Origin of the sequence: Corallococcus terminator (assembly GCF_049194865.1) — a bacterium.
Taxonomy (GTDB): Bacteria; Myxococcota; Myxococcia; order Myxococcales; family Myxococcaceae; genus Myxococcus; species Myxococcus terminator_A.
This window is the reverse complement of record NZ_JBLZWL010000071.1, coordinates 15,554-40,777: the sequence shown is the minus strand read 5'-3', so window position 1 is coordinate 40,777 and position 25,224 is coordinate 15,554. Positions and strand designations below refer to the sequence as shown.

General features: G+C 71.0%; 19 protein-coding genes. 8 read left to right on the top strand and 11 right to left on the bottom strand.

The genetic code is table 11. The features are described from left to right. The first annotated feature begins 323 nt into the window (after positions 1-323). Together ACN469_RS21975 and ACN469_RS21970 are read left to right on the top strand one after the other, a co-directional pair. Positions 324-1,142, top strand: a complete 819-nt coding sequence (locus ACN469_RS21975; protein ID WP_498770701.1) for a hypothetical protein — start codon at positions 324-326, stop codon at positions 1,140-1,142. A gap of 32 nt (positions 1,143-1,174) precedes the next feature. Further along, positions 1,175-2,062, top strand: coding sequence for a hypothetical protein (locus ACN469_RS21970; RefSeq protein WP_498770700.1), 888 nt, complete (start codon positions 1,175-1,177; stop codon positions 2,060-2,062). A gap of 11 nt (positions 2,063-2,073) precedes the next feature. On the opposite strand, the gene ACN469_RS21965 is transcribed toward ACN469_RS21970, so the two are convergent. From ACN469_RS21965 to ACN469_RS21955, 3 genes are all read right to left on the bottom strand, one after another. Continuing rightward, the gene (locus tag ACN469_RS21965; protein WP_498770699.1) at positions 2,074-2,370 is read right to left on the bottom strand and encodes a hypothetical protein; all 297 of its coding nucleotides are present in this window, start codon (positions 2,368-2,370) and stop codon (positions 2,074-2,076) included. A gap of 22 nt (positions 2,371-2,392) precedes the next feature. Continuing rightward, positions 2,393-2,683: a hypothetical protein gene (locus ACN469_RS21960; RefSeq protein WP_498770698.1), complete on the bottom strand. Its 291-nt coding sequence runs from the start codon at positions 2,681-2,683 to the stop codon at positions 2,393-2,395. Positions 2,684-2,942: 259 nt separating this feature from the next. Beyond that, positions 2,943-3,854 carry a DUF8740 domain-containing protein gene (locus ACN469_RS21955; RefSeq protein ID WP_498770697.1) on the bottom strand — a complete coding sequence of 304 codons (912 nt, stop codon included), beginning with the start codon at positions 3,852-3,854 and terminating at the stop codon, positions 2,943-2,945. Positions 3,855-3,991: 137 nt separating this feature from the next. Here ACN469_RS21955 and ACN469_RS21950 point away from each other — a divergent pair, with 137 nt between their 5' ends. Together ACN469_RS21950 and ACN469_RS21945 are read left to right on the top strand one after the other, a co-directional pair. Next, the gene (locus ACN469_RS21950; RefSeq protein ID WP_498770696.1) at positions 3,992-6,181 is read left to right on the top strand and encodes a tenascin-X; all 2,190 of its coding nucleotides are present in this window, start codon (positions 3,992-3,994) and stop codon (positions 6,179-6,181) included. Between the two features lie 126 nt (positions 6,182-6,307). Next, on the top strand, positions 6,308-6,763 hold the full coding sequence (locus ACN469_RS21945) for a VOC family protein (protein WP_498770695.1): 456 nt from the start codon (positions 6,308-6,310) through the stop codon (positions 6,761-6,763). Here ACN469_RS21945 and ACN469_RS21940 read toward each other — a convergent pair. The 6 genes from ACN469_RS21940 to ACN469_RS21915 all read right to left on the bottom strand — a co-directional run bounded on the left by ACN469_RS21940 (position 6,748) and on the right by ACN469_RS21915 (position 15,553). Beyond that, complete coding sequence (locus ACN469_RS21940) at positions 6,748-8,343, bottom strand: DUF4166 domain-containing protein (RefSeq protein WP_498770694.1); 1,596 nt, start codon at positions 8,341-8,343, stop codon at positions 6,748-6,750. The genes ACN469_RS21945 and ACN469_RS21940 overlap by 16 nt on opposite strands. Next, the gene (locus tag ACN469_RS21935; protein ID WP_498770693.1) at positions 8,340-9,482 is read right to left on the bottom strand and encodes an SRPBCC family protein; all 1,143 of its coding nucleotides are present in this window, start codon (positions 9,480-9,482) and stop codon (positions 8,340-8,342) included. The genes ACN469_RS21940 and ACN469_RS21935 overlap by 4 nt, the downstream gene beginning before the upstream one ends. A 554-nt stretch (positions 9,483-10,036) precedes the next feature. Beyond that, complete coding sequence (locus tag ACN469_RS21930) at positions 10,037-11,485, bottom strand: tetratricopeptide repeat protein (protein WP_498770692.1); 1,449 nt, start codon at positions 11,483-11,485, stop codon at positions 10,037-10,039. A gap of 152 nt (positions 11,486-11,637) precedes the next feature. Then, entirely contained in the window at positions 11,638-12,357 is a 720-nt protein-coding gene (locus ACN469_RS21925; RefSeq protein WP_498770691.1) for a head GIN domain-containing protein, read from the bottom strand. Between the two features lie 88 nt (positions 12,358-12,445). Next, the gene (locus tag ACN469_RS21920; RefSeq protein WP_498770690.1) at positions 12,446-15,049 is read right to left on the bottom strand and encodes a protein kinase domain-containing protein; all 2,604 of its coding nucleotides are present in this window, start codon (positions 15,047-15,049) and stop codon (positions 12,446-12,448) included. 105 nt (positions 15,050-15,154) lie between these two features. Further along, the gene (locus ACN469_RS21915) at positions 15,155-15,553 is read right to left on the bottom strand and encodes a helix-turn-helix transcriptional regulator (protein WP_498770689.1); all 399 of its coding nucleotides are present in this window, start codon (positions 15,551-15,553) and stop codon (positions 15,155-15,157) included. Positions 15,554-15,896: 343 nt separating this feature from the next. Between ACN469_RS21915 and ACN469_RS21910 the strand changes: the two genes are divergently transcribed. Together ACN469_RS21910 and ACN469_RS21905 are read left to right on the top strand one after the other, a co-directional pair. Next, a complete protein-coding gene (locus ACN469_RS21910) occupies positions 15,897-17,795 on the top strand; it encodes a ribonuclease R family protein (RefSeq protein ID WP_498770688.1) in 1,899 nt (632 codons plus the stop codon). Between the two features lie 75 nt (positions 17,796-17,870). After that, positions 17,871-19,799, top strand: a complete 1,929-nt coding sequence (locus ACN469_RS21905; RefSeq protein WP_498770687.1) for a tetratricopeptide repeat protein — start codon at positions 17,871-17,873, stop codon at positions 19,797-19,799. A 6-nt stretch (positions 19,800-19,805) separates the two neighbouring features. Here ACN469_RS21905 and ACN469_RS21900 read toward each other — a convergent pair whose 3' ends face one another. Both ACN469_RS21900 and ACN469_RS21895 read right to left on the bottom strand, forming a co-directional pair. Then, complete coding sequence (locus ACN469_RS21900; protein ID WP_498770686.1) at positions 19,806-20,540, bottom strand: hypothetical protein; 735 nt, start codon at positions 20,538-20,540, stop codon at positions 19,806-19,808. 83 nt (positions 20,541-20,623) lie between these two features. Next, complete coding sequence (locus ACN469_RS21895) at positions 20,624-21,115, bottom strand: YkgJ family cysteine cluster protein (protein WP_498770685.1); 492 nt, start codon at positions 21,113-21,115, stop codon at positions 20,624-20,626. Between the two features lie 238 nt (positions 21,116-21,353). Here ACN469_RS21895 and ACN469_RS21890 point away from each other — a divergent pair, with 238 nt between their 5' ends. After that, a complete protein-coding gene (locus ACN469_RS21890) occupies positions 21,354-22,922 on the top strand; it encodes a Kelch repeat-containing protein (RefSeq protein WP_498770684.1) in 1,569 nt (522 codons plus the stop codon). A gap of 183 nt (positions 22,923-23,105) precedes the next feature. Next, on the top strand, positions 23,106-25,154 hold the full coding sequence (locus ACN469_RS21885) for a PilZ domain-containing protein (protein WP_498770683.1): 2,049 nt from the start codon (positions 23,106-23,108) through the stop codon (positions 25,152-25,154). Positions 25,155-25,224 lie beyond the last annotated feature (70 nt).

Here is a 25,224-nt window from a genome sequence, read left to right as displayed (position 1 = left end):
GGTGAGAATGCACCGTCACGCCCGGTCGCCCCCTCGTCCACTGGAGACCTGTGGATGGCCTGTGGATAGCGGGGGTCGGGTTGTGGAGAAACGGTGGCGTGGATCAGCGCCTGTGGGAAGCCGGGGGAAACCGCCAGTTTACCCACATGTAGCATCGGCCGAATTCGTCAGTCATCCCGCGAGCTTGCTGACTTATCCCCAAATCCGAGCCCTCTACTGCTTCGACCATTTGATCAATACCTACATTAAGCTTTTGAAGAAGCAGCAGGCCGCTGGGGACAACATCTGTGGATGGGTGCAACACGGTTGTAGACTGATGAACCGTGCGCGCGCTGCTCATCATGCTCTGGCTGTTCGCCACCCAGGCATGGGGCGCGGTGCCGCCGCTGGTGCGCGCCGAGCAACAGTTCGACGCCCTGGAGTTCGATGCCGCCGCCACGTCCTTCCTGGAGGCCCTGGAGGGCCCTGGGACGCGCGTGGAGCGTCTGCGGGCATGGCGGGGGCTGGCACTGGCTCGCGCCTTCATGGGGCAGCGCCAGGAGGCCCAGGAGGCCTTCGAGGTCTTGCTCGTCCTGGAGCCCTCCGCCCAGGTGAAGGACTCGCTGGGGCCCAAGGTCCAGGTGCCGTTCCTGGCGGCACGGGCGGCCCTGGAGGGCCAGCAGCCCACACTCACCGTGACGCGGCTGCCGGATGGCCGGGTGTCGGCGGTGTTGAAGCAGCCCCGGAAGGTGGCCACGGAGGTGATGGTGGCGGTGCGCCTGCCGGGCGCGGCGGGCTTCTCCGCGGCGGTGGGCTCGCCGTCGGGACCCGTGTCCGTGAAGGCACCTCCCGCGCGCGCCGTGGAGGCCTACGCGGTGGCGAGGGACGCCGGGGGCCTCGTCCTCTTCGAGCAGGGCAGCCCGCGCGCGCCGCTGCGGCTGGAGGCCACCGAGCACCTGCCAGCGGCGGTGGCCTCGGCGCGTGACGCCGCGACGTTCCCTACGTCGGAGACGGCGGTGGAAGAGGCCCCGCGCGGCGCGCTCTGGCCCTACGTCGTGGGCGGAGTGGGGCTGGCCGCGGCGGGCGTGGTGCTGGGCGTGGTGCTGACGCGGCCGGAGTCGCTGGCACTGCCGGCGGCGGACCGCACGGAGCGGCTGCCATGAGCCCCCGGAGGCCTCCGAGGGGGGCTGTTGCCATGAAGGCCCGGATGCCGCTGAGGGGGCTGCTGCTGATGGTGCTCGTGGCGCTGGCGGGCTGCGACGAGAGTGTCCCGCTGGTGCCGCCGGATTTGTGCTCCAGCGTGGTCTGCCCGGACGCGCAAGCCTGCGTGGAGGGCCGGTGCCTGGCCACCACGTGCCAGGACGTGGCCTGTGGCGCCGGGCGCGTGTGCGAGCTGGACGCGTGCGTGGAGCCCTCGTGTCTGGGGACGGCTTGCGCGGCTGGCGAGGTGTGTCGCGGAGGCACGTGCCGCCGCGTGGGCTGCGACGGCACCGCGACGTGTTTTCCCACCGAGCGCTGCCTGGGCTCGGAGTGCGTGAGGGATGGCTGCCTGGGCGTCGCCTGTCCCCAGGGCACGGTGTGCCGCTTGGGTGGACAGTGCCGCGGTGTCCTCTGCACGGCGGACTTCGCCTGCGCGTCGGACGAGCGCTGTGGCGTGGATGGCCGCTGCGTGTCGAACGCGGGGTGCGCCACGGTGAGCTGCCCCGCGCAGCAGGTGTGCCGCGAGGGCGCGTGTCTGGCGCTGTCCTGCACCACCTCGGCGCAGTGTGGCGCGGGTGAGGTGTGCCGCGCGGGCGCGTGCCTGTCCGCCACGGAGGCGTGCGCGGCCGTGGGCCCGTGTGCCTCCGGGCAGGTGTGCCGCGCGGGCACGTGTCAGGCGGTGGCGTGTGGCGCGGGCAGGCCGTGTCAGGGCCTGGAGGGCTGTCGCGCGGGCGCGTGCGAGGGCCCCGTGCGCGCCGAGTCCGGGAGCCTGGTGCCGGCCGCGGGCGTGCTCCCTGTCGGCCCGGGCTCGGTGGGCATGGGCGTGGGAGGTCCTCCCGCGCGGGGGCCCACTCACACGCTGTATCCGGGCGCCACGCCGTAGGGCAGGGCGGCTCAGGCGTGCACTTCTCGCAGGCGCTCCAGGAGCTGGGGCAGGTGGGCGAGCAGCTCTCGGTCCGTGTACTCCAGCGCGTTGCGCAGCACCTCGAGGTCCTCCGCGTCGCGCTCCGCGTTCACCATGCGCTGAAGCCCGCGCAGGCGTTGGTTGCGCAGCACGAGCCGGGCCAGGGTGTCCTCGAGCTCCTCCGCGAGCGCGTCATCGAGCTCCAGGTCGCGGCTGATGAGCTCACGCAGCTGCTCCACCAGGTAGGTGAGGTCCCAGGATTCTTCGTAGCCGGCCCGTCGAGACATCGTGGTTCACGTATCGCCGGGCTCAGCCCAGCGCTCGTGCGCGCGTGAGCCCAGCCAGGGTCAGCCGCGAGCGGGACGGGTCCATCTCCACGGTGACGTGGCATCCATCCAGGTCCAGGTTCAACGCATACGGCCCCGACGCGGGCAACAGGCTTCGTTCCTGGTGCGCCAGCGAGGCCATGCGGAAAAGCTCCGAGAGCAGGGCCTGCCGCACATCCTGAGGCAGGCCGTCCACGCTGCCTTGTAGCCCGCGTGGGATGAGCACGGTGAAGGCCTGGGAGGATTGCGAGCCCGTGTCCGAGACGGAGGTCATGCCGTCCCCGATTGCTAGAACCATACCCTTCTGTGATCCAACTATTCCGCGCGGTTGCAGTGGGTCCAGAGAGACCATCTGAAAAAATGACAGGGTTTCATCACCCGCTGCCTGAAGTGTCCGCGAGCAAGCAGGGCTTCCGTGGGTTCGCTCGCCTCCAGCCCCGAGAGGATGGGGATTCCGTTCGATGTTCAGCTCTCCGGCGAGACTGCGACGGATTGCCTGCGTGGGTGACACATCCGGCGCGCTGTCTCGAGGCTCACGGAATGCGGCAGCAGATGGCGTAGGCGGTGGGGGCGCTGTTGCTGCTGGCGTGGCTGCGGCAGCGGTAGCCGGGCACTCCCGGGGCGGCCTGCGTGGGGCTGTTCTCGAAGGTGACGCCGGTGGGATGGAAGGCGACGCCGGTGGGCCCTTCCTCCAGTCCCACGCAGCCGCCGCCCATCAACGTCTCACCCGTGGCGCACCAGGCGATGGCGGCGCGCGTGTCCGCCGAATCGTTGCCGGTGGCACTCTTGTAACCGCATGACAGCGCGGGCTTCGCGTGGGTGTGGTCGGAGCGCGCCGCGACGCGCGCCGTGCCGTTGGTGCCGCCCGTCGTCGGGAAGCTGACGCGCACGGCCAGGGGGGTGCCGGTGGCGATGAGGCCCTCGCCATACGTGGGAGCGGGCGCATCCAGCTTCACCTTGTCGGCCGCGGACATGAAGCCCGCCGTCGTCGCCGTGGCGTTGGCGTGGGTGTGGCTCACGGGCGCGAAGGTGTTGGCGGCGCGGCCCTCCAGACGGATGCTGTCGCTCGAGCGCAACGCGAAGGGCACCGAGGCCATGCGGAAGCGCGGCGTCAGCTCCGACTGGCTGGCGAGCGCGACGCCCAGGTGCATCTCCGAGCGCCGCACCAGGTCGTCCCCCAGCGCGACGGAGGAGCCGAGCACCACCGCGTAGTAGCCATTCGTCACCGGCACGGCCAGGTGGTTCTCCTGCCACAGCGGGGAGCCGCCCACGGGCGCGGCGTAGAGGGTGAAGGTGAGGTCCTGCGGCGAGCTCTCCGGGGTGCCGTCCGCGCGCACCAGGCGCCCCTGGAAGGTCATCGTGCGCGGCACGTCCTGCGCGAAGGCGGGGAGGGCCCAGGTCGCGAGCAGGGCCAGGACGAGCACGAGGGTGGGACGCGAGGACATGGGGGCTCCCAATGGAGAACGGACGCGGGGAGTCTACAGGCGCCAGAGGCCGGGTGGCCGACAGCGCGGCGAGGCGCACCCCTCGCATCCTCCGGGCCCGAGGACTATACGCGGTGACAGGAGCACGGGAGGCACCCATGGCACGCGCGACGAGGGCAGGCGGGGTGGGGTGGGCATTCATCCTGTGGGTGACGGTGTTCGGCACCTGTCTGACGGCGTGCCGCGAGGACCCTCCCCTCACCGGGGCCGAGGGCCGGCTCAGGCTGTCGCTGTCGCGGCTGGACTTCCCCGTCACATTCCCAGGCGGGGTGCGCGAGGCGGAGGTGCGGGTGCTCAACGCGGGGCGCGCGCCGCTGGATGTCACCTGGACCTCGGTGGAAGCGCCCTTCTCGCTGGTGGATGCGCTGCCCGCGCGCGTGGGCGGGAGCGAGGTGCCGGTGCGCCTGCGCTTCAGCCCCCAGGCCGCGGGTACGTACGAGGCCCGGCTCATCGGCACCGCGTCGGATGGAGGTCGCGCGGAGCTGGTGCTCGCGGGCGAGGCGCGGCCGACGCCGGCGTGTCAGGCGGTGGTGTGCGCCAGCGCGGTGTTCGACCCCGTGTCCGAGCGCTGTGTGGAGACGCTGCTGCCGGATGGCACCGGGTGCGACCCGGGCAACGCCTGCCTCTCCATGGCCATGTGTCAGCAGGGCCGGTGCAAGGGCCTGGAGCGGCCGTGTGACGACGCCAACGCCTGCACCACGGACGTGTGCCACGCGCTGGATGGTTGTCGCGCGGTGGCCGCGCCCCCTTGTCCCGGGGCGGGAGCGTGTCAGGTGGGCACGTGTGATTCGAAGCTCGGCTGCGGTCTGGCGGATGCGCCGGATGGCACCTTCTGCGGCGAGGAGCGCGGCTGTGATGCCGCCGACGTGTGCATCGAAGGCGCGTGCGCGCGGCGAGATTTGCCGGACGGCTTCGTCTGCGCGGCGGCCAGTCCGTGTCAGGCGGAGGGCCGCTGCCGGGGGCCTGTGTGCGCGCGTCCCGCCGCCGTGCCGCTGGAGCCGGACTGGATTCTCGACGCGCGGGTGCGGGGGGTGAACCTGCATGACCTGCTGGTGGGGCCGGAGGGCGACGTGACGCTGGCGGGCTTCTACACGTCCGCGCTGTTGGACGCGGCGGCCCCGGTGCCCATGCTCAGCGGCGACGCGGCCCGGCGCTGCATGCTGTGGAACGACAGGCTCTTGTGCATGGACCTGCCGGAGGACGGCTCGGTGTCGCTGGTGGAGCGCTACACGGGCGCGCCCCGGTGGACCTTCTCCCTGGAGCAGGCGCGGCCGGACATCGCGCAGCGCACGTCCAGCCTCTTCCTGGCGCGGCTGGCGGTGATGGCGCCGGACCGGCTGGCGGCCTTGTTCGAGGCCTACCCCGTGGGACTGAACCGCGAGACGTTGTGTCGCTTGTACTTCCTGGTGGTGCTGGACGCGTACGGACAGATGGTGTCCGCCCAGGAGCTGACCGACCCGCTGTTGTCCGAGTGCAACCACCCGCACCCCTTCGGCGTCGTCTCGGACGCGCTGGGGGACTTGTATGTCTCCTTCTCGCAGACGCTGAACGTGGGGGCTCCGCTCCAGGCGGGCGCGCCCTCGCTGCTGATGGCCTTCTCCTCGGACGGGGTGCCGCGCTGGCGCAAGCCGCAGTCGCAGCGCGCCGGAGAGCTCGCGGTGGTGAACGGGCTGCTGTTCCAGGAGCGCGCGGCGCAGGCGCTGCTCACGGCGGATGGCTCGGTGGCGGCGACCATTCCCCAGCAGTTCGGCCGCATGGTGGCCACGCGGGAGCGACTGGTGCCCAGCGCGCCGGGCACCACCGTGAATCCGAACGAGGGCGGCGCGCTGCCCATGGCCACGGAGCTGAAGGGCTTCCAGCTGCCCTCGCTGAACCCCGCGTGGACGTACTCGCTGCGCTCGGGACAGCAGCTCACGACGAAGGAGCTGCGGCTCGCGTCCTGGCCGGATGCGCCGGGCCTGCCACCCCGGACGCTGGTGCTCACGACGGCCACCAACAGCGAGAACCACCAACTGCTGGTGGGCGTGAGCATGTCGGACGGCGCCGAGGCCTTCCAGTGCCGGCTCGACTACTCGGCCCGCACGACTCCGCAGTTGATGGAGCTGGCACCCGGGGCCCTGCTGCTGATGGACGGGGCCACCACCTGTGGCGAGTGTGACCCACCTTTTGCCTACAGCCAGTCCCGCTTCCAGCGCTTCCCCATGCCGGGCCTGCTGCCCGCGAAGGAGCCGTGGCCGGGGACTTTTGGTGGCCCGGGCCATGACCACCACGAGGGGGCCGACCACTGAGGTCGAGAGGGCGGGATGCCTTTCTCGAAGAAAAAATGAGGGGCATGTCGAAGAATCGAAGGTGGCTTCGACGTAGGGCAAAAGGCCGGCACCCTCCTGGTGCCGCCCCCACCCAGGATGTCCCCCATGCAGAAGATCACCCCGTTCCTGATGTTCAACAACCAGGCGGAAGAGGCGGCGAAGCTCTACACGTCGGTGTTCAAGAACTCGAAGATTGTCTCGGTGACGCGAGGCCCGGACGACGCGGCCATGTCCGTCACCTTCGAGGTGGAAGGGCAGACGTTCCTGTCGTTCAACGGAGGCCCCAAGTTCAAGTTCTCCGAGGGGATTTCGCTCTTCGTCGATTGTGAGACGCAGGCCGAGGTCGACGCGCTCTGGGACCAGCTCTCCGCTGGTGGAAAGCACAAGCAGTGCGGCTGGCTGGAGGACCGCTTCGGCGTGTCCTGGCAGATCATCCCCCGGACGCTGATGCGCCTGATGGGGGACAAGGACCCGGCGAAGGCCGGGCGCGTGGTGCAGGCGATGCTCGGGATGCAGAAAATCGACATCGCCGCCCTGGAGCGCGCCTACGCGGGCAACTGAGGCTCCCTCGTCCTGGGAGGCGCGGCGTCGACCTGACGCCAGGCCTCGTAGTGGATGCGGGCCAGGGGGGCTCTTCTCGACGTCGGCCCTCCGCCGAAGGTCCCGATGATGTCCACGCGCTCCGTCGAGTCCGACGCGGGGTGGATGCGGAACTCCACGCCGCGCCCGAAGGGCGGCAGCACCAGGCCGTGCCAGCGCAGCGTCTGGCCGCGCAGACAGATGCCACCGTCCTCCAGGACCGACACGTCCAGCTCCAAAGCCAGGCCGTGCTCGACGAAGACCTCGTGGAGTCGGCCGCCGCGCAGGACGAAGTCCGAGTCGAACCTGCGCAGCACGCCGTCGCAGTACAGCTCCCGGACGAAGTGCATGGAGCCGTCCGCGCGCCGGAAGGTGAGGAAGCGTCCGGGGAAGGCATGTGCCCCGTGCTCGAAGAGGCCCTGGCCGGAGAGTCGGGTGGCCACCCAGGCGAACAGCCGCGCCGTGCATGAGGAGAAGGTGACGGAGGCGCGCGCTCCCCACGCGCCGGGGTTGGCATAGAAGCGGATGACACGCGGATCCACGCGGTGCAGGTCCGGGCCCAGCGCCGCCGCGAGCAACGGCCAGACATCCGAGGGCCGCGAGCGCTGGCCCCGGTGCATGGCCTTCACCCCGCGACGGTAGACACTGGCCGCCGTCCACGCGGTGACGAAGCTCGCGAGCAGCAGACAGGCCGTGCGCCGCTCGTCGACGAGGCCCGAGTCATCGCGCCAGCGGGGCAGGCACAGCGCGCGCAAGGTGGCGAAGGCGTAGTGGCGCAGCAGGCTCCAGCTCGCGCTCACCATGCGCGACAGGGACAGCGCCAGTCCGTGGGCCATGGCCGTCTCACCCGGGACAGCGCCGGCGAGGGCGGGCTGGTCGAAGAGGCGCGCGCCGAGCGTCATCTCCACGTGCTGCACCAGCAGACGCCACAGGGGCTCATGTTCATGGGCCCGGGCTTCTTCGAGGAAGGCCGCCTCATGGCCCACGTCCCGGGCCCGAGCCACGTCCCGCATGTGGGCTTCAATCCAGTGTTCGTCCCGGATTTCGAGGGGGAGGTGCTCCTCGCAGGCGCGCGCGTAGGAGGCCCACTCCGGAGTCCGAGGCTGGCCCTGCTCATCCACGGGCATCACGGCCGCGCCCAGTCGAGCGAAGGGCTTCGACACCCCCCAGAAGCGGCCGAGGGTCACCGCGCTCGCCGCCAGCACGTGGACCCTGGCCATGCGGCACGGATGCGCGCGGTAGAAGTCCGCGAGAAGGCCCAGCGAGCGTCGACAGGCCCGGTGGCGGAGCGCGAAGTCCCGCAGCTCCTCGACAGACGCCTGGGGCAGGGCCGTCCGCGCCTCCTCGAGCTCCTCCGGGTGGAGCCGGGCCTCCAGCTTCGCGTCCGTCAGGAGCAGGGCCTCCAACTGAGAGTCCCCGGGGTGGAGCTCTCCCGAATGCATCAGCGCCTCCAGTTGCGCGTCCGCGAGCAGGGAGGCTTCCGAACGGAGCAAGGCCTCCAGTCGCGCATCCCTCGTCGAGTTCATTTGGAACACGCCGCGCTCCACGGCTCCGGCGCTCATGACGACACCTCCACAAGTTCTCCACAGGGTTTTGAAGAGGTGGCCGCGCCCGGTGCCGGCGCCCTGCCGAGCAGGCGCGCGAGGACGAACAGCCCGAAGCGCCAGCGCGAGCGGCCTCGCGCCGGAGCGTGCTCGTCCCCCGCGCACCACCGCCGCAGCGTCTCGAAGCCCCACTCCGTGCCCAGCCGCATCACCGGACGGAACAGCAGCGCGTCGAGCACCTCCCCCACCACTCCGTACCGCGCGCGGTAGTCGAACACCGTCTTGAAGAACGTCCCCTCGGGCCTGCGCTCGTAGAGCCACACGCCACGGCCGCGGAGGATGAGGCTCCGCCAGTCCTCCGAGCCGAACTCGAACGTCGAGCGCACGTGCGGCGTGTTCGCCAGGTAGCGACCCCACCCGACGATTTCGAGCCCGAAGCCCAGGTGCGTCCGGTAGTCCATCAGGTGGAACCCCCGGGCATCGGCCTCCGGCAGGTAGCGGATGGACGTGAAGCGCACGTCCCACGCCGTGTGCAGCTCCGGGTCCTGCGTGCGCTCCCACACCACCTCGACGGGCGCGGGGATGAGCACCTCCACGACAATCCTTTGGAGCGTGGGTTGTCGTAATGGAGTGGCCACGGGCCGCCGACGGAAGGCGAGCCATTGCGCCAGGTCCTTCACGAAGGCGACCAGCGCCGTCACGCCCATCACCGTCATCAGCGCGCGCAGCGCCACGGGCACGGCGGGCGGGTCAACGCGCAGGCCCGTGGGCAAGAGCCAGTCGCTCCACACCGCCTGGAGCGTGGCCATCAGGTACAGCCCCACCAGCACGCTCAGCACCACGTGCATGAAGTACTCACCGCGAGGGACACCGCCTTGGGAGGCTCGGCTGTCTCGCTCCTCCCAGACGTCTCCGAGCGCGACGAAGATATCCGCGGCGTACAGCACCCCGAGCAGCCCGAGCGCCCACCCCTGGAAGCGCACGTGCGGCACCCAGAGGAACTGGAGCGCGTAGATGAGGTGACGCGCGGTGTGCCAGAGCACCTCGCGCTGACACTCGGGACGCTCCTGGAGTCGGCCGCGCCAGAGGTGGAAGTAGAGGACGTCGAAGGTCCCCAGCAGGCCAATGGCGAGCAACAGGTAGAAGGCGACGTGCATGCACCGGCCTCAGTGCAACGGCACGGCCAGCGTCTCCCGCGGATGCAAGCCCATGGAACGCCAGGGATTCAGCGGATTCGACGCGAGGAACTGTCAACACGGTAGACAGCCCTGACAACCCGCGTTGACGTCCCCGACGTGTCCACAAGGGACGCCGCGCGTGGGCGAAATCCAGCCCGGGCGCGCTGTCAATCGGTCGTGCTCGAATTTTTCCGGAAAGATTTCCAGGGCCGGCGGTGAATGCGACCCTCGGGAACCCAGCCTGACACGGCACACCCGGGGCCACCGACCCTGCGGGTGGACATGCCACGCGTACCCGATATTCTTCGGCCATCGTTGCGTTGAAAGACGTAGACGTGTTCCACATTGCCCACGCGAGGCCTGTCCGGGATGCACCCCCTTGGTCCCGGCGCTTGAGTGGAAGGAGTGCGGTTGCCCGGACGACCTTGGAGGTCCGGCGTGCGGCGGCTCCGTTGCATCGTGGGGGGCCCGCTCGGGCCCCAGGGGGAAGCGTGTTCCCTGGGGCCCGAGTCACCTCGTCATCTTCCCGCTGACTACGGCGCCACCCGGGCCGCCGTGCCCGTGGGCGTCTCCGCCGAGAAGGACTGCAGGTAGCGCAGCTCGTCCCGGGTGCTCTCCTGCGTCAGCTCTTCCGTCAGCGAGTTCAACGGCCAGCGCTCCATCGCCGTCTGCTGGAACCGCGCGATGGTCTGCTCCAGCGCCTGGATTTGATTCAGCGCCAGCGTCCGGCCCGCGTCGTCTCCCATGTCCGTCGCGCCGCCGCGCACCAGCTGCAGGCCCGTCATCCGCTCCACCACGGTGTTCTGCTTCACCATGCTCGCGCCAATGTCTCGGGTGATGCGGCCCAGGCGCTTGCGGCCCTCCTCGGAGAGCGCGCCTCGCGTGCCCACGTTGCGGGTGCGCAGAATCCACGTCCCGCGCTCGTTGATGCCCCGCATGGCCACGCCCATCGCCAACGCGCTGGCATCCGGCACGCCTGCTTCCTTCAGGAGCTGGCGAGTGGCCGCGTAGCCGTCGTGAAAAGAGGTCTCCCGCCACGCGGGCAGCGTGGCCACGCGCTCCAACGCGTCGATTTCCGCGGTCGTCAGCTCCGTGCCGGCCTCCGTGTCACCCAATAGCAGGAGCAACTGGAGCTGCATCGAGCGCGGGTGCGCCTTGGCCAGTGACTCCAGCTTCTCGCGGAACGTCTTGCGGGCCCGCTCGTGCTCGGACTCCGGCAGGGACTCGCCCCTCAGCGCGTCCCGCGTGGCCAGGTAGAGGTCCGGGTTCTCCAGCCTGGGCACCTGCGACAGCAGGAAGAGGGACTTGTCCGCGTCCAGCTTGCGCGTGGTGAGCGCGAGCCGCAGCTTCACGTCGTCCGAGGTGGCCGTCTCCCACGCGGCCTTCTCCCAGTCCGGCAGCGTGGGGTCCGGCGGCAGGGGCGTGGCGCCCGGCAGCAGCTCGCTCTTGCGGAAGTCGGGGCGGCCCAGCTTCACCCAGGCCTCGCGGAAGGCCTGCTGCCAGGAGACACCGGGCGCGCGTCGCAGCTCGCGCAGCGTCTCCAGCAGCTTCGCCTCCTGGCTCTCCGGCGCCGCGGCCTTGAGCTGCCCCAGCACCGTGGTGACTTCGGCGTCGTTGCCTTCCTCGAGCGCGAGACACGCGTGCACCAGCAGGGCGGGCGCGTGCTGGGGCGCCAGCATCAGCGCCTCGCCGAGCGCCTCGCGGGCCTTCTTCAACTCCCCCGTGGCGGCGGCGCGCGCGGCGCGGTCCGTGTGTCGCAGCACCTCCATGGAGGCGGCGGGCTTCGCGGCGCGCGGCGCTCTTGACGGCTCGTCGTGGTGGCCGTGTTCCCCGTGCCCGTCATGGCTCGTCGAGCGGCCTGCCCGGAAGTAGAGGGCACCGCCGGCGGCGAGGGCCACGGCCAGCCCCACGCCACTCCACAGCGCTGCCTTGTTGCGTCCCGATGCACCCTGCGAGGAAGGAGGAGGAATCGGGTCCGTCATGGTGAGGCGTCTCCGGCGGTGGGGGGACCCGCATTCCAATCGTCCCCGCGCACCGGAGCAAGGTGGCCCTCACCGACAGAGGTAGTGTCAGTCCCTACCCAGGGGGCCTCCACCCACGTCCGGGACCTCCCCGGACACCTTGCACACCCCGCTCAGTCCTTCAGGTAGACGACGCGGGTACCTCCGCGTGCCTTCACCTCGGTGCGGGGAGGACGGGAGACGCACTGGACGGTGGTGCCTCCGCTGGCGTCGACGGATAGGCTCTCCGAGGGGTCCGCCTCCAGGTGCACGCCGCCGCTGGCCTCGACCTCCAGGGACTTCACGCCCTTGAGGTCCATGGCCTTGATGACGGCGCCGCCGCTGGCCTCGACGTCCAACTGGCGGGCGCGACCCTCCAGGTTGACGGCTGCGCCGCCGCTGGCCTCGACTTCGACCTTGTCCGCGTCCAGGCCCCGGATGGTGAGGGCCGCGCCGCCGCTGGCCTCGGCGGAGAACTCGTCCGAGGCGGCGACCTCCGCCTCGACGTGACTGCCACCGCTGGCGTCCACGCCCTCCAGGTGGGGGCTGGAGACGTACAGGCGGACCTTGCCGCCGGAGAAGTTGTTGCTGAAGACGCCCTTGCGCTCGACTTCGGTGGTGAGCTGCCCGTCCTTCACCACGAGTCGCAGGCGGGAGAGCAATTCCGAGGGCCCCTCGACGCGGACGGACTTGGGGCCGACCTTCACCTTGGCCTTGATGCCGTGACCCACCGCCAGGCTCTCGAAGTCATCGACCTCGCGCGTCTCGGTCTTCTGGGCGTGGGAGTCCTCCGCGAAAGACACCCCCGAGAACATCAGCAGGGGGACGAGCAGGGACATCCGGGCGGTCTTCATGGCGCGCTCCCAAGAGCAGGGGGCCCGGGAGGGGCCCCATCATGGCGAGCTACGCACGGCGCTCCGAGCGATTGCCGCCCCTGGGAAACTACTGACGGGACAGCATCTCCAGCGGAACTCGCACGGCGGTGGTGTCGCCGGGCTTGATGTCGACCGACAGCTTGAGTGCCCTGCCGTCGCCGTCCACCAGCTTCAGCGTGTGCTTGCCCGAAGGCAGGCTCACCTTGAAGAGCGGGGTGTCACCCAGCGACTGGCCGCCCAGGTACACCTTGGCGTAGGGCTCCGTGACGAGGGTGAGGAACCCCGGCTCCCCCGTGGGGGCCACCGGGCTGCTCTCGCTCGAGTCGGGGGTGACGCGCCGACTGTTCCGGGTCGACTCCTTGGACCGCTTCACCGTGGTGCGCCCCGGCTTCTTCGCCGGCTTGTCCTCCTCCACGTCAGCGACGGGAGCGGCCTGGTCCGGCTCCGGTTCGGGCGGGGCCTCCACCGTGTCCACGACCACCGGCGTCACGGGAGCCTGGGGCGGGACGTTCTCGACGATGGCGGGCGGAGGAGTGCCCGTCCCCGCGCCGTTGTTGGCGGGAGGCGCCTTGCCCTGCTCCTGAGGAGGGGCGCGCTGCTTCGGGGGAGGAATCGGAGTGGGCCGCGCCACGTCCGGGTCCTCCTGGCCGAGCCCCAGTTGGGAGGACACGAGGCCCCCATCCAGTCCCAGTCCCACCACTCCGGCGCCCACCGCGAGCAGGACGAGCAACCCGGCGAGGACCTTGCGTCCGACCCGGGACTCGGAGCCCACGGCGGGGATGCCGCGCTGGGTGTGGACGTGGGCGTCCTCGTCGTCGTCCTGGTGCTCGGGACGAGGACGACGGTTCTCCTGGAAGCCGCGAGAAGGCTTGGTGGTGGCTTCGCCGTCGCCGGAGGGAAAGCCGCGGGAAGGCCTGGCGGTGGTTTCGTCGTCGCCAGCGGGGAAGCCGCGGGAAGGCTTGGCGGTGATGTCGCCGTCGCCAGTGGGGAAGGCGGCGGGGAGCTGGGGCGGGGGCCTGCGTCGGGCCGGTGCGCCGCGCCGGGAAGGGACTCCCGCGTGGCTGCCTGGCTCCGCGGAGAGCGTGGGCACGCGGACCATGGCCGTCTCTTCGTTGCGCGCGGGAGGCTGCGGGGCCGCCACGGGACGCGGCGTGTCCGCGCCGCGGTTGGCGCGCGGACGTGCCTCGCTCCGGGACACGGGCTCCTCCGACACGGGCGGCGCGGGGCGCGAGGGCGCCTGTGCGCGGATGGTGTGCTCGGAGGGAGCAAGCGCGGGCCGCCCCGGCTGGGTGCGGGCCGTGTGCTCTTCGTGAGGAGGCGGCGGAGACTCCGACGGAGGAGGAGGCGGCGGACGCGCGGGCTCCGAGGAGGCGCCACGTCCCGCCAGGCGCTTCTGGGGCGGCGCCTTGAGCACGGCCTTGCGCGGCTCCGGGTCTGGCGGAGGCGGCGGGGGAGGCGTCGTCGCTGGCTGCGTGTTGGTGGCTTTACGAGGAGAGGCCGAGGGCTGCTTCGGCGCGGGCGCCGTCACCGTGGGGCGGCGGGGCGGGGGCTCCGGGGGGCCCGAGGACGTCGTGTTGTTGAGGGTGAGTGGCTCGGGCGCCTCCGGAGCCGGGGCCGCGTTGGAGGCGCTGCCCTTGGCCAGCATCGCCGCCACGCTCGTCTCGCCCGTGACGTCACCGGACGCGGGGCCGGCCATGAGCAACTGGCGCGTCTGCTCGCGGCGGTCGGCGAAGAGGCGGCGCATCACCTCGCTGCTCTGCTCGGGGTGCCAGATGAGCGGGCCCACCGCGCGCTCCAGGGCGCGGGCGAACTCCAGCGTGGAGGCGTAGCGGTCCTCGCGGCGCTTGGACAGCGCGCGCAGGACGATGGCGTCCAGCTCCGGCGGTATCTGCTTGTTGGCGCGGGAAGGCGGCGTGACGTCGCACTTCAGCACCGCGTTCATCATCGCCTCGGCCTGCTTCGCGTAGAACAACCGCATGCCGGTGAGCAGCTCGTGCAGCACCACGCCCAGGCTGAACAAGTCACTGCGCGCGTCCAGCGGCTCGCCCATGATCTGCTCGGGCGACATGTAGCCGCTGGTGCCCTTCACCATGCCCACCGCGGTGCGGCTGGCGCGCGCCAGGCTCTTGGCGATGCCGAAGTCCAACAGCTTGGTGACGCCCTCGTACGTCACCATGATGTTCTTCTCCGCCACGTCACGGTGGATGACGGGCGAAGGGTGGCCGAGCGGATCCGTGAAGGTGTGCGCGTAGTGCAGCGCCACGGCGGTGTCCCGCACCGCCATCAAGCTGAAGCCCACGGGGATGGGGTGGCTGGCCTGCCGGCACGCGCGCGCCACCTCCACCAGCGTGGCCCCCGGCACGAACTCCATGGCCAGGAACAGCTCGCCCTCCGCGATGTCCAAATCGAACACCTGGGCGATGTGTGGGTGGTTGAACGCGGCCGTCACCTTGGCCTCGTCCAGGAACATCCGGATGAACTCTTCCTCGCCTCGGATGTCCGGCAGAATCTGCTTGAGAACCACCAACTTGCGGAATCCAGCGAGCCCACGCTGAGACGCTAGGAAGATCTCCGCCATCCCGCCCGTGGATAGGCGGCTGAGAACCTCATACTTGCCCAGCGACCGGCCCTTGGAGGCATCCGGCGCGAGCGGCAGCGTCGTCCCACTCATCGGAAGGTGCTCAATCTACACCGGCACCTGGACGGACGCGAAAGTCAGGGTCGAAGAAAAGTCCATGAATATCGACATCTCTGACTTTGCCGTGAATTCACATTCTCAGTCCTCGGGAGAAGAGCGTCGCCGTGCGGGAGAGGCGGGGAGGGTGACGGCGAGGGCGTTGAGGAGGCGCAAGTCGGAGCGGGACAGGCCGCGCAGGTTCTTCTGGAGGTCGACGAGGGCGGGGGGCTCGGCGCGGGTGGACGGGGGCGGGCGCTTGCGGCCGGGGGGCGTCTCGATGGAGGCGTCCAGGGCGAGCAGCGCGTGGGGAGGCACGTGGAGCACGGTGCAGAGGCCCCGCAGGGTGTGGATGCTCGGGAGCATGTGGCCGCGCTCCAGGCGGGCGTACACCTCGCGGGCCACGCCGAGCCGCTGGGCGACGGCGGCCTGCGTCAGTCCCAGATTCCTGCGGGCCGCGCGCGCGGACAAACCCAGGTGGACTCCAAGCTCGGTCTTCATTCGGTGCCCGTCGGGAAGGACGCGGGGCTCGCTCGCCACCGCCAAAGGACACCCTACTCCGCGCTCCTCGCGGGACGCACCCTCCGTGAAGAGAGTCTCGCGCGATGCCATGTGTGACGGAGGTGTACCCGGCGGGTTGAAGGCCGGGGGAGGGGCGTCAGGAGCCTGTCGCGCGCCGCGTCCAGCGGGACGTTCGCTGACTTTTCGCGGTCCCTGGCGAGCACAGGCCACTCACTCGAGTCGGCCCCGGGACTGCCCCTTTCACTTCACATTCCGCGCGTCCCTCCTGCCCGTCCCTCGGTGGACCTGGGCTAAGACGCGCTCCCAAGGTTCTCAAGATTCCATGGACACTTCTGTTTCTCCCCGCTCCGTCACCGGCCGTATCGACGTCCACCCCCGGGGCTTCGGCTTCCTCACCGTGCAGGCGCCCGGCACGCAAGAGGTGCTGTCCGCCTTCATTCCACCCCCGGACCTCAACCCGCTGCTGGCTGGTGACATCGTCACTGGCACCGTGACGGCGGCCGCGGATGGGCGCTGGACGGCCAGCGGGCTGACGCTGGTGGAGCGGCCCCGCACCCGCGTCTACGGTGAAGTCGTCGCCCGCAAGGGGGCGTTCTTCCTGCGCATCGACCGCGAGGTAGGCAACGCGGACTGGGCCCTGGATGCGGGCACCACGCGCGTCCAGCACGGTGACGCCGTGGTGGCGAGCATCCACGAGGGCAAGCTCGCGCTGCTCTACAAGGTGGAGCCCGGGGAGGACCGCTCGCTGGAGCGCATCATCGCCCGGCATGCGCTGAACAAGGACTTCTCCCCAGAGGCGCTGGAGGACGCGCGAGTCGCCCGCGAGGTGCCGCACGACGTGGGCGCGCGGCGGGACTTGCGCGACGTGCCGACGGTGACAGTGGATGCGCCGTCCACGCGAGACATCGACGACGCGATTTCGGTGCTGCCCGCGGGGCCGGACGGAGCGCTGCGGCTCCTGGTGTCCATCGCCGACGTGAGCGAGCTGGTGAAGGAGGGCAGCGCGTTGGACCTGCAGGCGCGCGAGCGGGCCACCAGTGTGTACATGGCGGGGCGCGTGCTTCCCATGTTGCCGGAGTCGCTGTCCTCGGACTGGCTGAGCCTGGTGCCGGGCAAGGAGCGCCGTTGTCTCACGGTGGAGCTGCGCATCGACCCGCAGGGCCGGGTGACGGCGGCGGACGTCTACGAGAGCGTCATCCGCTCCTGGGCGCGGCTGAACTACGAGGAGGTCGCGGCCTTCCTGGACCGGGGGCAGGTGTCAGCGCCCATGGAGCCGGTGCGGGACGTGATGCCGTGGTTCCGGCTGGCGGCGGCGCGACTGGCGGTGGCGCGTGGTGCTCGCGGCGGTATGGAGTTCGCGCGAGATGAAGCGCGGTTCACCTTCGACGCCGCCACGGGCGAGGTCTCCGGATTGGTGAGCGAGCAGCCCACGTCCGCGCACGGGATGATTGAGCGCTTCATGGTGGCGGCGAACGAGGCCATCGCCATGTGGATGCTGGTGCGCGGCCTGCCGGGCGTGTACCGCGTGCACGAGCAGCCGGACCCGCTTCGCGTGGCGGACCTGAATGCCTTCGCGGAGCACTCCGGCTTCGCGGCGGGCTTCGGGCGCGAGCTGACGCCGCTGGCGCTGACGGCGTTCGACCGGCAAATCGCGGGCGCCGCGGCGGAGCCGGCGCTGCGCTCGGTGTTGCGACGCTCGCTGGGCCCGTCGCGCTACACGGTGAAGCCGGGGCCGCACTTCGGACTGGCGGCGCCGCTGTACCTGCACTTCACGTCGCCCATCCGTCGGTACGCGGACCTGGCGGTGCATCGCACGCTGAAGGGCTACCTGCACGGCCGCCGCGACTACCTGGACGAGGACCCGGCGGTGGAGACGCTGGCCGTGCACATCAACGCGCGGGCCCGCGCCGCGAGTCGCGCCGAGGCGGACCGGCACCACGTGCTGGAGGCGCGGTGGCTGGCGGGCCACGTGGGCAAGGAGTTCTCCGCGCGCATCGTCCGGGTGCGGCCCTTCGGCCTGGTGGCGCAGCTGGACGGCATGTTGGTGGAGGGGATGTTGCCGGCGGAGGGACTGCCGGGAGGAGGCCCCTTCCGTCCGGACGCGCGCGAGCTGTCCCTGGTGGGCAAGGAGCGGACCTTCACCGTGGGCATGCCGGTGAAGGTGAAGGTGGCCTCCACGGACGAGCAGCTCGGCCGCGTGGAGCTGGCCCTGGTCGAGTAGGCGGGTGCACGGCGGGGGGATGCCTTCCTGCCCGCCCCCCTGAAGGAACGAGGGGGATAGACTCCCTCTCTCTCCATGAGCGAACCCTCACCTCCCGTCGCCGAGGACGCGCGCGCCCGCTTGCGACGCCGCGCCGTGCTGCTGCCGTTGCTGCTGGTGGCGCTCGCCTACGGCAACGCGGTGCGAGGCGGCTTCGTCTGGGACGACCACTCGCTCATCGAGGAGCAGCAGGTGGTGCGCGAGCTGGCGCCGCTGACGGACTACTTCACGCGGATGTTCTGGAGCGACCCGATGGGCGTCTCGCGCGGCTACTACCGGCCGCTGGTGACGCTCGCGTACGCGGTGGAGCACGCGCTCTTCGCGGGCGCGCCCGAGGGCTTCCACCTGATGAACCTGCTCTTCCACCTGGTGGTGGTGGGGTGGGTGTTCCTGCTGTGTCGGAGGACGGGGGCCTCGCCCTGGGGCGCGGCGGTGGGCGCGGCGGCCTTCGGCGTCTTCCCGCGACTGACGGAGTCGGTGGCCTGGATTTCCGGTCGCACGGATGTGCTGGCCGCGGTCTTCATGCTGGGCGCGCTGCTCGTCTACCGCTCGGACAAGGCCTCGCGACGCTGGGGCGCGGCGGGCCTGGTGCTGCTGGGCCTGCTCTGCAAGGAGGTGGCGGTGGCCGGGGTGGTGGGGCTCGCCGTGCTGGAGCTGTCCGCCGTGCGCGCGCGGGAGCGAAGTCTTGGACAGGCCGTGCGCAACCTGCTGCCCATGGGAGCGGCGCTCGCGCTGTATGGCGGCCTGCGATTGAACGCGCTGCGCTCGGACGTGCGGGAGCTGGACGCGGGCGCCACGTCGGGGCTGTCGCTGTTCGAGCGCGTCCAGGCGGGGCTCGCCGCGCTGGGGCACTACGCAGTGATGCTGGTGGCCGCGCTGCGGCCCCGGCTCCAGCAGGGCGTCCTGGGTGAACATCCTCTCCCGTGGGTCCTGTTGGGCGTGGGAGTCCTCGTCGCGCTGGGCCTGGCCGTGTGGAAGTGGGGAGGCAAGCTCACGCCGCTGGAGAAGGCGGCGCTGGCGGCGGGGGCGTGCGCGCTGGCGCTGGTGCTCCACGCCATTCCCCTGGGCCTGCACACGCTGGCCTCGGACCGCTTCCTCTATGTGCCCGTGGCGATGCTCGCGGTGGCGCTGGCGGCACCACTGGAGCGCGCCGCTCGGACGCGGCCGAAGGTGGCGCTGGGCATGTCGCTCGTGACGCTGACGGCCTTCACCGGAGCGACGCACCTGCGCAACCGCGACTGGATGGACGAGCTGCGGCTGTGGCGGGTGGCGGAGCAGGTGTCGGGCCCGGAGGACGCCTTTGTCCAGCAGCAGCTCGGCGGGCTCTACATGGAGGCGCACCGGTACGAGGAGGCGCTCGGACACCTGCGTCAGTCGGTGCGCCAGAAGAGCCGGCTCACCGGCATCAAGGGCTACAACAACCTGGCGCTGTGCCTGACGAAGCTGGGCCAGCACGAGGAGGCCATCTCCCTCTTCGAGAACATGGTGCGACAGCAACCGGGTTACCGGAGAGGACACCTCAACCTCGCCATGGCCCTGGCGCGGGCGGGGCGCTTCGAGGCCGCGCTCTCACGGCTCCAGCAGTTGGAGACGCTGTCCTCGGGGGACCCGGTCATCCCAGAGCTGCGTGGGTTGTTCGAGCGCACGCGCGACACCCTGGCGAGGCTCCCGCGAGGAGCTCCCGGGGTGGCGGAGCCCGCGTCGATGGCGGAGACGCGGGCGAAGCTGTTCCAGGAGCTGGGCGCGCCACATGAAGCGGCGCTGAGCTGGGAGGCGGTGCTGGGCGCGCCGGATGCGACGGCCGAGCAGCGCTTGCAGGCGACGGGCTTCCTCGTGTTCGAGGGAGACCTGGGCCGGGCGAAGCGCGCGCTGGAGTGGCTGCGTCAGGCCCGGCCCGAGGACGAGCGCCTGCCCTTGTTGGAGGAGGCCCTGCTCGCGCGCGCGTCGCTCGATGTGTCCCGGTGAGCGGGACTACCCGGCGATGGTGAGGCCCTCCGTCTTGGCCAGCAGCGTGTCCTGGCTCACCCAGCCGAGCAGCCCGGTGGAGGACTTCACGAGGTAGACGTAGGACGTGAAGCGTCCGCCCTGCACGGGGACGGGCGCGGCGGCGAGCACCAGGATTTTCGAGGCCGCCGCGAGGGTGGCGACGGGCTTCTTGTCGGTGCGCGAGTGGGTGATGGGGAAGCCCTCGCGCACGGTGGCTTCCTGGCCCACGTAGAACAGCTCCTGCGGCACCGGGTTGAGCTTGCCGGCCTTGGCATCCAGGGCGAACTTGTCGCGCCGGTTCCAGAACGTCTCCCAGGTGTCGGAGAGGATGATGCCGTTGCCCTTCACCTCGGTGAGGGCGTGGACGTTGCCCAGCGCCTTCAGGCTCTTGCCGTCGAAGGCATAGACGGTGGTGAGCTGGTCGCTGTCCGTCATGCCCGTGTGCACGGCGACTTCCTTGCGCGAGTCGCTGCTGTCCACGTCGATGATGGAGATGCCGTGGACCTCCGAGTCCGTCTTGCCTCGAACCGTGGCGGGGCCGGCGGTGAGGACGAACTCCGCGTCGCCGTCCTTCCACTTCACGGCGATGGCCTCCGGCTTGCCGTCGCCGTTCAGGTCGGCGGAGGCGGACTGCGTGGGGAGCTCGTCACCGGCCAGGGCCAGCGGAGCGCCGAGCAGCGCGAAGGTCGTCACGGCGAGAGCGGGGAGCTGCGTCTTCATGCAAGGGACCTCGTGAGGGCGCTGAAGCCAGAGGCCCCATCGTATCCACGCGGACCCCCGAGGCACCCGGATTCCCGCGGTCGTCAGCGTCGGCCGAAGCGTCCGCGGAAGTGCTTGTCGAGGTGGTACTCGGCGCTCGCGTAGGCGTCCTGGGCCTTGGAGGACAGGGGTTGCTCGGGGTGGGCCCGGGCCGCGCGGCGGGCGCGCTGCATCACCGAGCGGGGCTCCTCCGGAGTCGCGGGAGGCAGCTCGCGTGCGATGGCGTCCACCCATGCGTGGGCCTGGTCCACGATGCCGAGCGCCTCGTCGAGCGTGACCTCCTTCTCCGACAGCGCGGCGAAGAGCTGGCAGTGGTAGCGGCGGCAGCTGGCGGGGCGGTCCGAGTAGACGGTGCAGGTGCGCCCATCCAGCGCGGAGCAGTGCTGCGCGAGCGCGGGGGCACCATCCTCACGCCGGTCGATGGGAACTCCGCGCCGCTCCAGTGCCTGGGCTTCTTCTGGCTGGAGCGAGACGTGGGTGAAGAGGGTTCCGTCGCAGCACATGCCGCAGCGCAGGCAGAGGGTGGACAGGGGCATGGGGCCTCGGAACGGGAAGGAATCCCTCCACTAACCCGCCACGGGACGGCGTTCCATCGCGGCGAGGCGGGGAAGGCACGCCCGCTCTCTCGTTCGCGAGGCGCCCCCGCTTCGGGAGGCTCCGCGCCGGGCCTGGGAGGAGGACACGCTCGGGGAGCCCTGTGTCGGGACGACGCGGAGGACACTCTCTCTCGAGGGGGCCCTGGCTCGCGCGCCGGGCTGCACTACAGTGCGGCCCATGCGTGCCGCGTTTCGAGTCCTGACGCTCGCTCTGCTGTCGACGCTGCTCGCGTGCGAGAAGACGCCCGGTGGTGTCCATGTGGTGGTGGACGGGCCCCTGACGCCCGGCGTGGACTTCGACCGGCTGTCCGTCATCGCCTCCCTCCCCGACGGCGTGCCCCTCGCCGTGGCCACGCTGGAGGGCGCGGCGCTCCGGCTCCCCGCCACCTTCAACTTCGAGTCCGGCCCCGCCACGCCCGAGGGCACCCGCGTCTCCGTGCGCGCCACCGCCGAGCGCGCCGGCATCATCCAGTCCACCGCCTCCGGTGAAGCCGCGCTCACCGCCGGCTCCGGCGCCAGGCTGTCCCTCACCCTGCCCGCGATTCCAGAGACCCCGGACGCGGGCCCTCCCGTGGAGTCCTGCGACAACGGCGTGGACGACGACGGTGACGGGCTCGGTGACTGCGCGGACCCGGACTGCGTGGGCGCCAGCTGCCAGCCCGGAGGACTCGTCTGCGCCAACAGCGTCTGCGCCTGTCCCGGTGGCGTCACCGGCGTCATCTCCGAGCGCCCGGGCTTCGCGCGCCGCTCGGACCCCCTGGTCGTCGCGCCTGGCACCGGCCCTCATGCCGGAGCGCTGGTGATGGTGGGAGGCCGCGACGACTCGGGCAAGCCCGTCTCCACCGTGGAGATCTTCTTCCCCGCCACCAGCCGCTTCCTGGCGAGCAACCTCGCCGTGCCCCGCGCGGAGGCCTCCGCGCTGGTGCTGGAGGATGGCCAGGTGGTGGTGCTCGGCGGCGTGCGCGAGGAAGACGAGCTCGAACCGAGCGCCGAGCGGCTCGACGCCGATGGCGGCACCACCCGCATCCCCTTCACCCCACCGATAGGCATTCGTGGCGCGCTCGCGGGCCGGCTTGAAGGGGAGGGGTTGATCGCCGGAGGAACCATCTCGATGGGCGGGAGCACCCGGCCCTCGATGGACACGGCGATCCGCATGACGCTGCGCGGCGAGGAGGCGGGCTCCTGGGCGTCGCTGGGCCGGCTCTCCCTGAGGTGTCCCGCGGGAGGCGCGATGCTGGGAGACGCCTTCGTGCTCGCCGGAGGCTGCGCGAGCGCTCCTCCCTCCGAGCGGACGGATGTCGTGGCGCCACCAGGACTGCTCGGCGCGGGGCCGCTCCTGCCCACCTCGCTCACGTCGCCCGCGGTGGTGGAGCTGAAGTCGGGCCGGGCGCTGATTCTCGGCGGACGAGAAGCCGGCATCGTCGCGTCCTCGCGCGCATTCCTCCTGGAGCGGAATGCGGGGGTGGTGCGGGTTCGGGAGCTGTCCTCCATGGATGCACCCCGGGGCGCGCCGCGCGCGGTTCGAGCGGGCAACGGTTGGGTGTACGTCGAGGACAGGGAAGGGGCGGCTGCCGCATGGTTCGACCCGGCCTCGGAGCGCTTCACCCCCGCCGTCTCTCTGTCGACACCTCGACGGGGACATGCCCTGGTGGGCGGTGTCGACGGACGCGTTTATGTCGTGGGCGGAAGCAGACCCGACGCCGGTTCGGACGGTCTGTCATGGTCCATTGAGCCGCGCTGCCCTTGAATCCCAGGGGCGCCACACGCCTGATGTGGTTCCGTTGCGCCTGTACTGGAGAACAAGTTTCCAGACTCTTGAGAGTGCCCAGGCTATATGAACCCCGGTTCACCCTGGTGGTACGCATACCGGGGGACTGCTTCCTTTCGCCCGACGTCGTACAATCGTCTCCATTCACACAACGGAGCTGGCATGCAGGCGGACACACGGGACGGGACGCGCGGCCGGGAGTCGGTGCTCGGCTACCGGGTGGGGACGGAGCTGACCGCGGTGGCTTCGTTTGGCAACGGCAACAGCGATGCGGCGGGCCGGCTGATTCAGCTCTCGCTGGAGCACCTGACGCTGAGCCTGGATTCGAACGCGATGCCGCGTCCGGGACAGGCCGCTTCGGTGGTGCTGGGCCAGGGTGAGCGCTGGGCGACGTCGCTGGACGCGGAGGTGATGGAGGTGCGCGGCGGAAAGCCGGAGGTCAGCCTCCGCTTCGTGTCGCCGCCGCTGGACGCGGGTCGTCGCATCGTCACGGTGCTGGAGGCGCTGCGCGACAACGGCCTCTTGTTGCCGCCGGAGACGAGGCCGGTGTGGAAGGAGCGCATCGACCGCAAGGAGCGCGTCGCGCGCATCTGCGATGCGCTCGCGGGCCGTCAGGCGCGCGGCATGGCGCGCACGGCGGATGGGCAGAAGGTCTCCGTGACGGCGGTCTCCTTCGACGCGCTCCAGGACCGGATGGGCTGGCGCTTCGATGGCCCCATGCCTCGCGGCCCCTTCGTGGTGGAGGCCTTCGGCTACAGCAGCGTGGTGCACCTGGAGGTGACGGAGGCGCGCGAGGAGGACGGCTGGGTGGTGATGCCGGTGCCCTCGGAGCTGGTGCGCTACCGCCACCGCTGGCTGCGTCGCGCGCCGCCGAGCAGCACGTGCACGCTGTCCTTCAACCACCCCATGTGGCCGCAGGTGCACGTGAAGCGGCCCGTGCTCGACTTGTCCTATGAGGGCCTGGCCTTCATGACCGAGCCGGGCGAGGACCTCCTGTATCCGGGCCTGCGTCAGCCGGTGCTCGAGGTGGCCATGGAGGGCCTGGCGCCGGTTCGGCTGCGCGCGGAGGTTCGCAACATCTCCGGCACGGCGGCGGGACGTCGGTGCGGCATGTCCGTGCGTCCGCTGGACGCCGAGGGTGCCCGGGCGTGGCGCGCGCTGGTGGAGGCGCAGATGCACCCGTCCACCCGCGTGGAGGGCGACTGGGGCGACGCGACGTGGAAGCTCTTCCAGGGCTCCGGCTACTTCGGTCTGCCGGGCAAGTCGCAGGAGGACTTCACGGAGGAGCGCCCCTGGTTCGACGCCACGCAGGAGCGGCTGGAGGGCCGCACGCGGCTGGGCTACCGGGTGGTGCGCCCGTCGGGTGATTCGCTGGAGGCCACGCTGTCCGTGGTGAAGCCGTACGAGGGCACGTGGATGGCGCACCAGCTGGCGCGTCAGGCCGTGCCCGGTCAGCGCTCCTCGGCGCGGGAAGCGCTGCGCGACATCTACCTGCGCGGCTACGAGCCCACGCAGGTGGACCCGGACGTGAAGTGGTTCATCGCCTTCTGCGAGGCGAACGTGCGCTGGGTGCGCTTCACCAAGTTCGACTTCGCCAGCTGGTACGAGCACACCGGCCAGGCCAGCCTGACGCCCTTCCGGTTGATGGAGGCGGAGGTCGACCGCCAGTGGGAGGTGCCCTCGGACGTGGAGGTGGCGGTGCCCACCGAAGCCGAGCGCGCGCGCTTCTTCCAGGAAGTGGAGCGCACCCGTCCGGTGGCCTACCGCGAGGCGCTGGATTTGGTGGAGGAGCGCTTCGACCTGTCGCGCGCGAGGACGAAGTGGGGCGAGGCCGGACTGGGCCGCGAGCGCGAGCTGCGCGTGGCCCGTGTCGACGGTCGCCCTGTCGCGCTGGCGGTGCTGGAGTCCGCGCAGCCGGGCCTCAACCTCTTCAACGTGCTGGACGGCGTGCGCCTGTTCCCGCTGGTGGATGACGCGCTGCCGGAGGCACAGCAGGCCATGCTGGCGCTCTTGGCGCACGCGGCGGAGTGGTACCGGCCGCGCGGTCGCCGCGTCTTCGTCCACTACGTGGAGTCCACGTGCGTGGAGTACGTCGAGCGCGCCGCCCTGGCCGACCTGGGCGAGGGCAAGCTGTGGATCATCTCCTCCGCGCTGCTGCCCGAGTTCCTGGAGCACCTGTGCGAGGCGACCACGCCCCGCGCGGCGTCCTGAGCTGAGCGAGTCTCCGGGCCCCGAGCCTCGGGGCCGACGAACCCGCTGACCCCGGTCAGCGGACATGAAA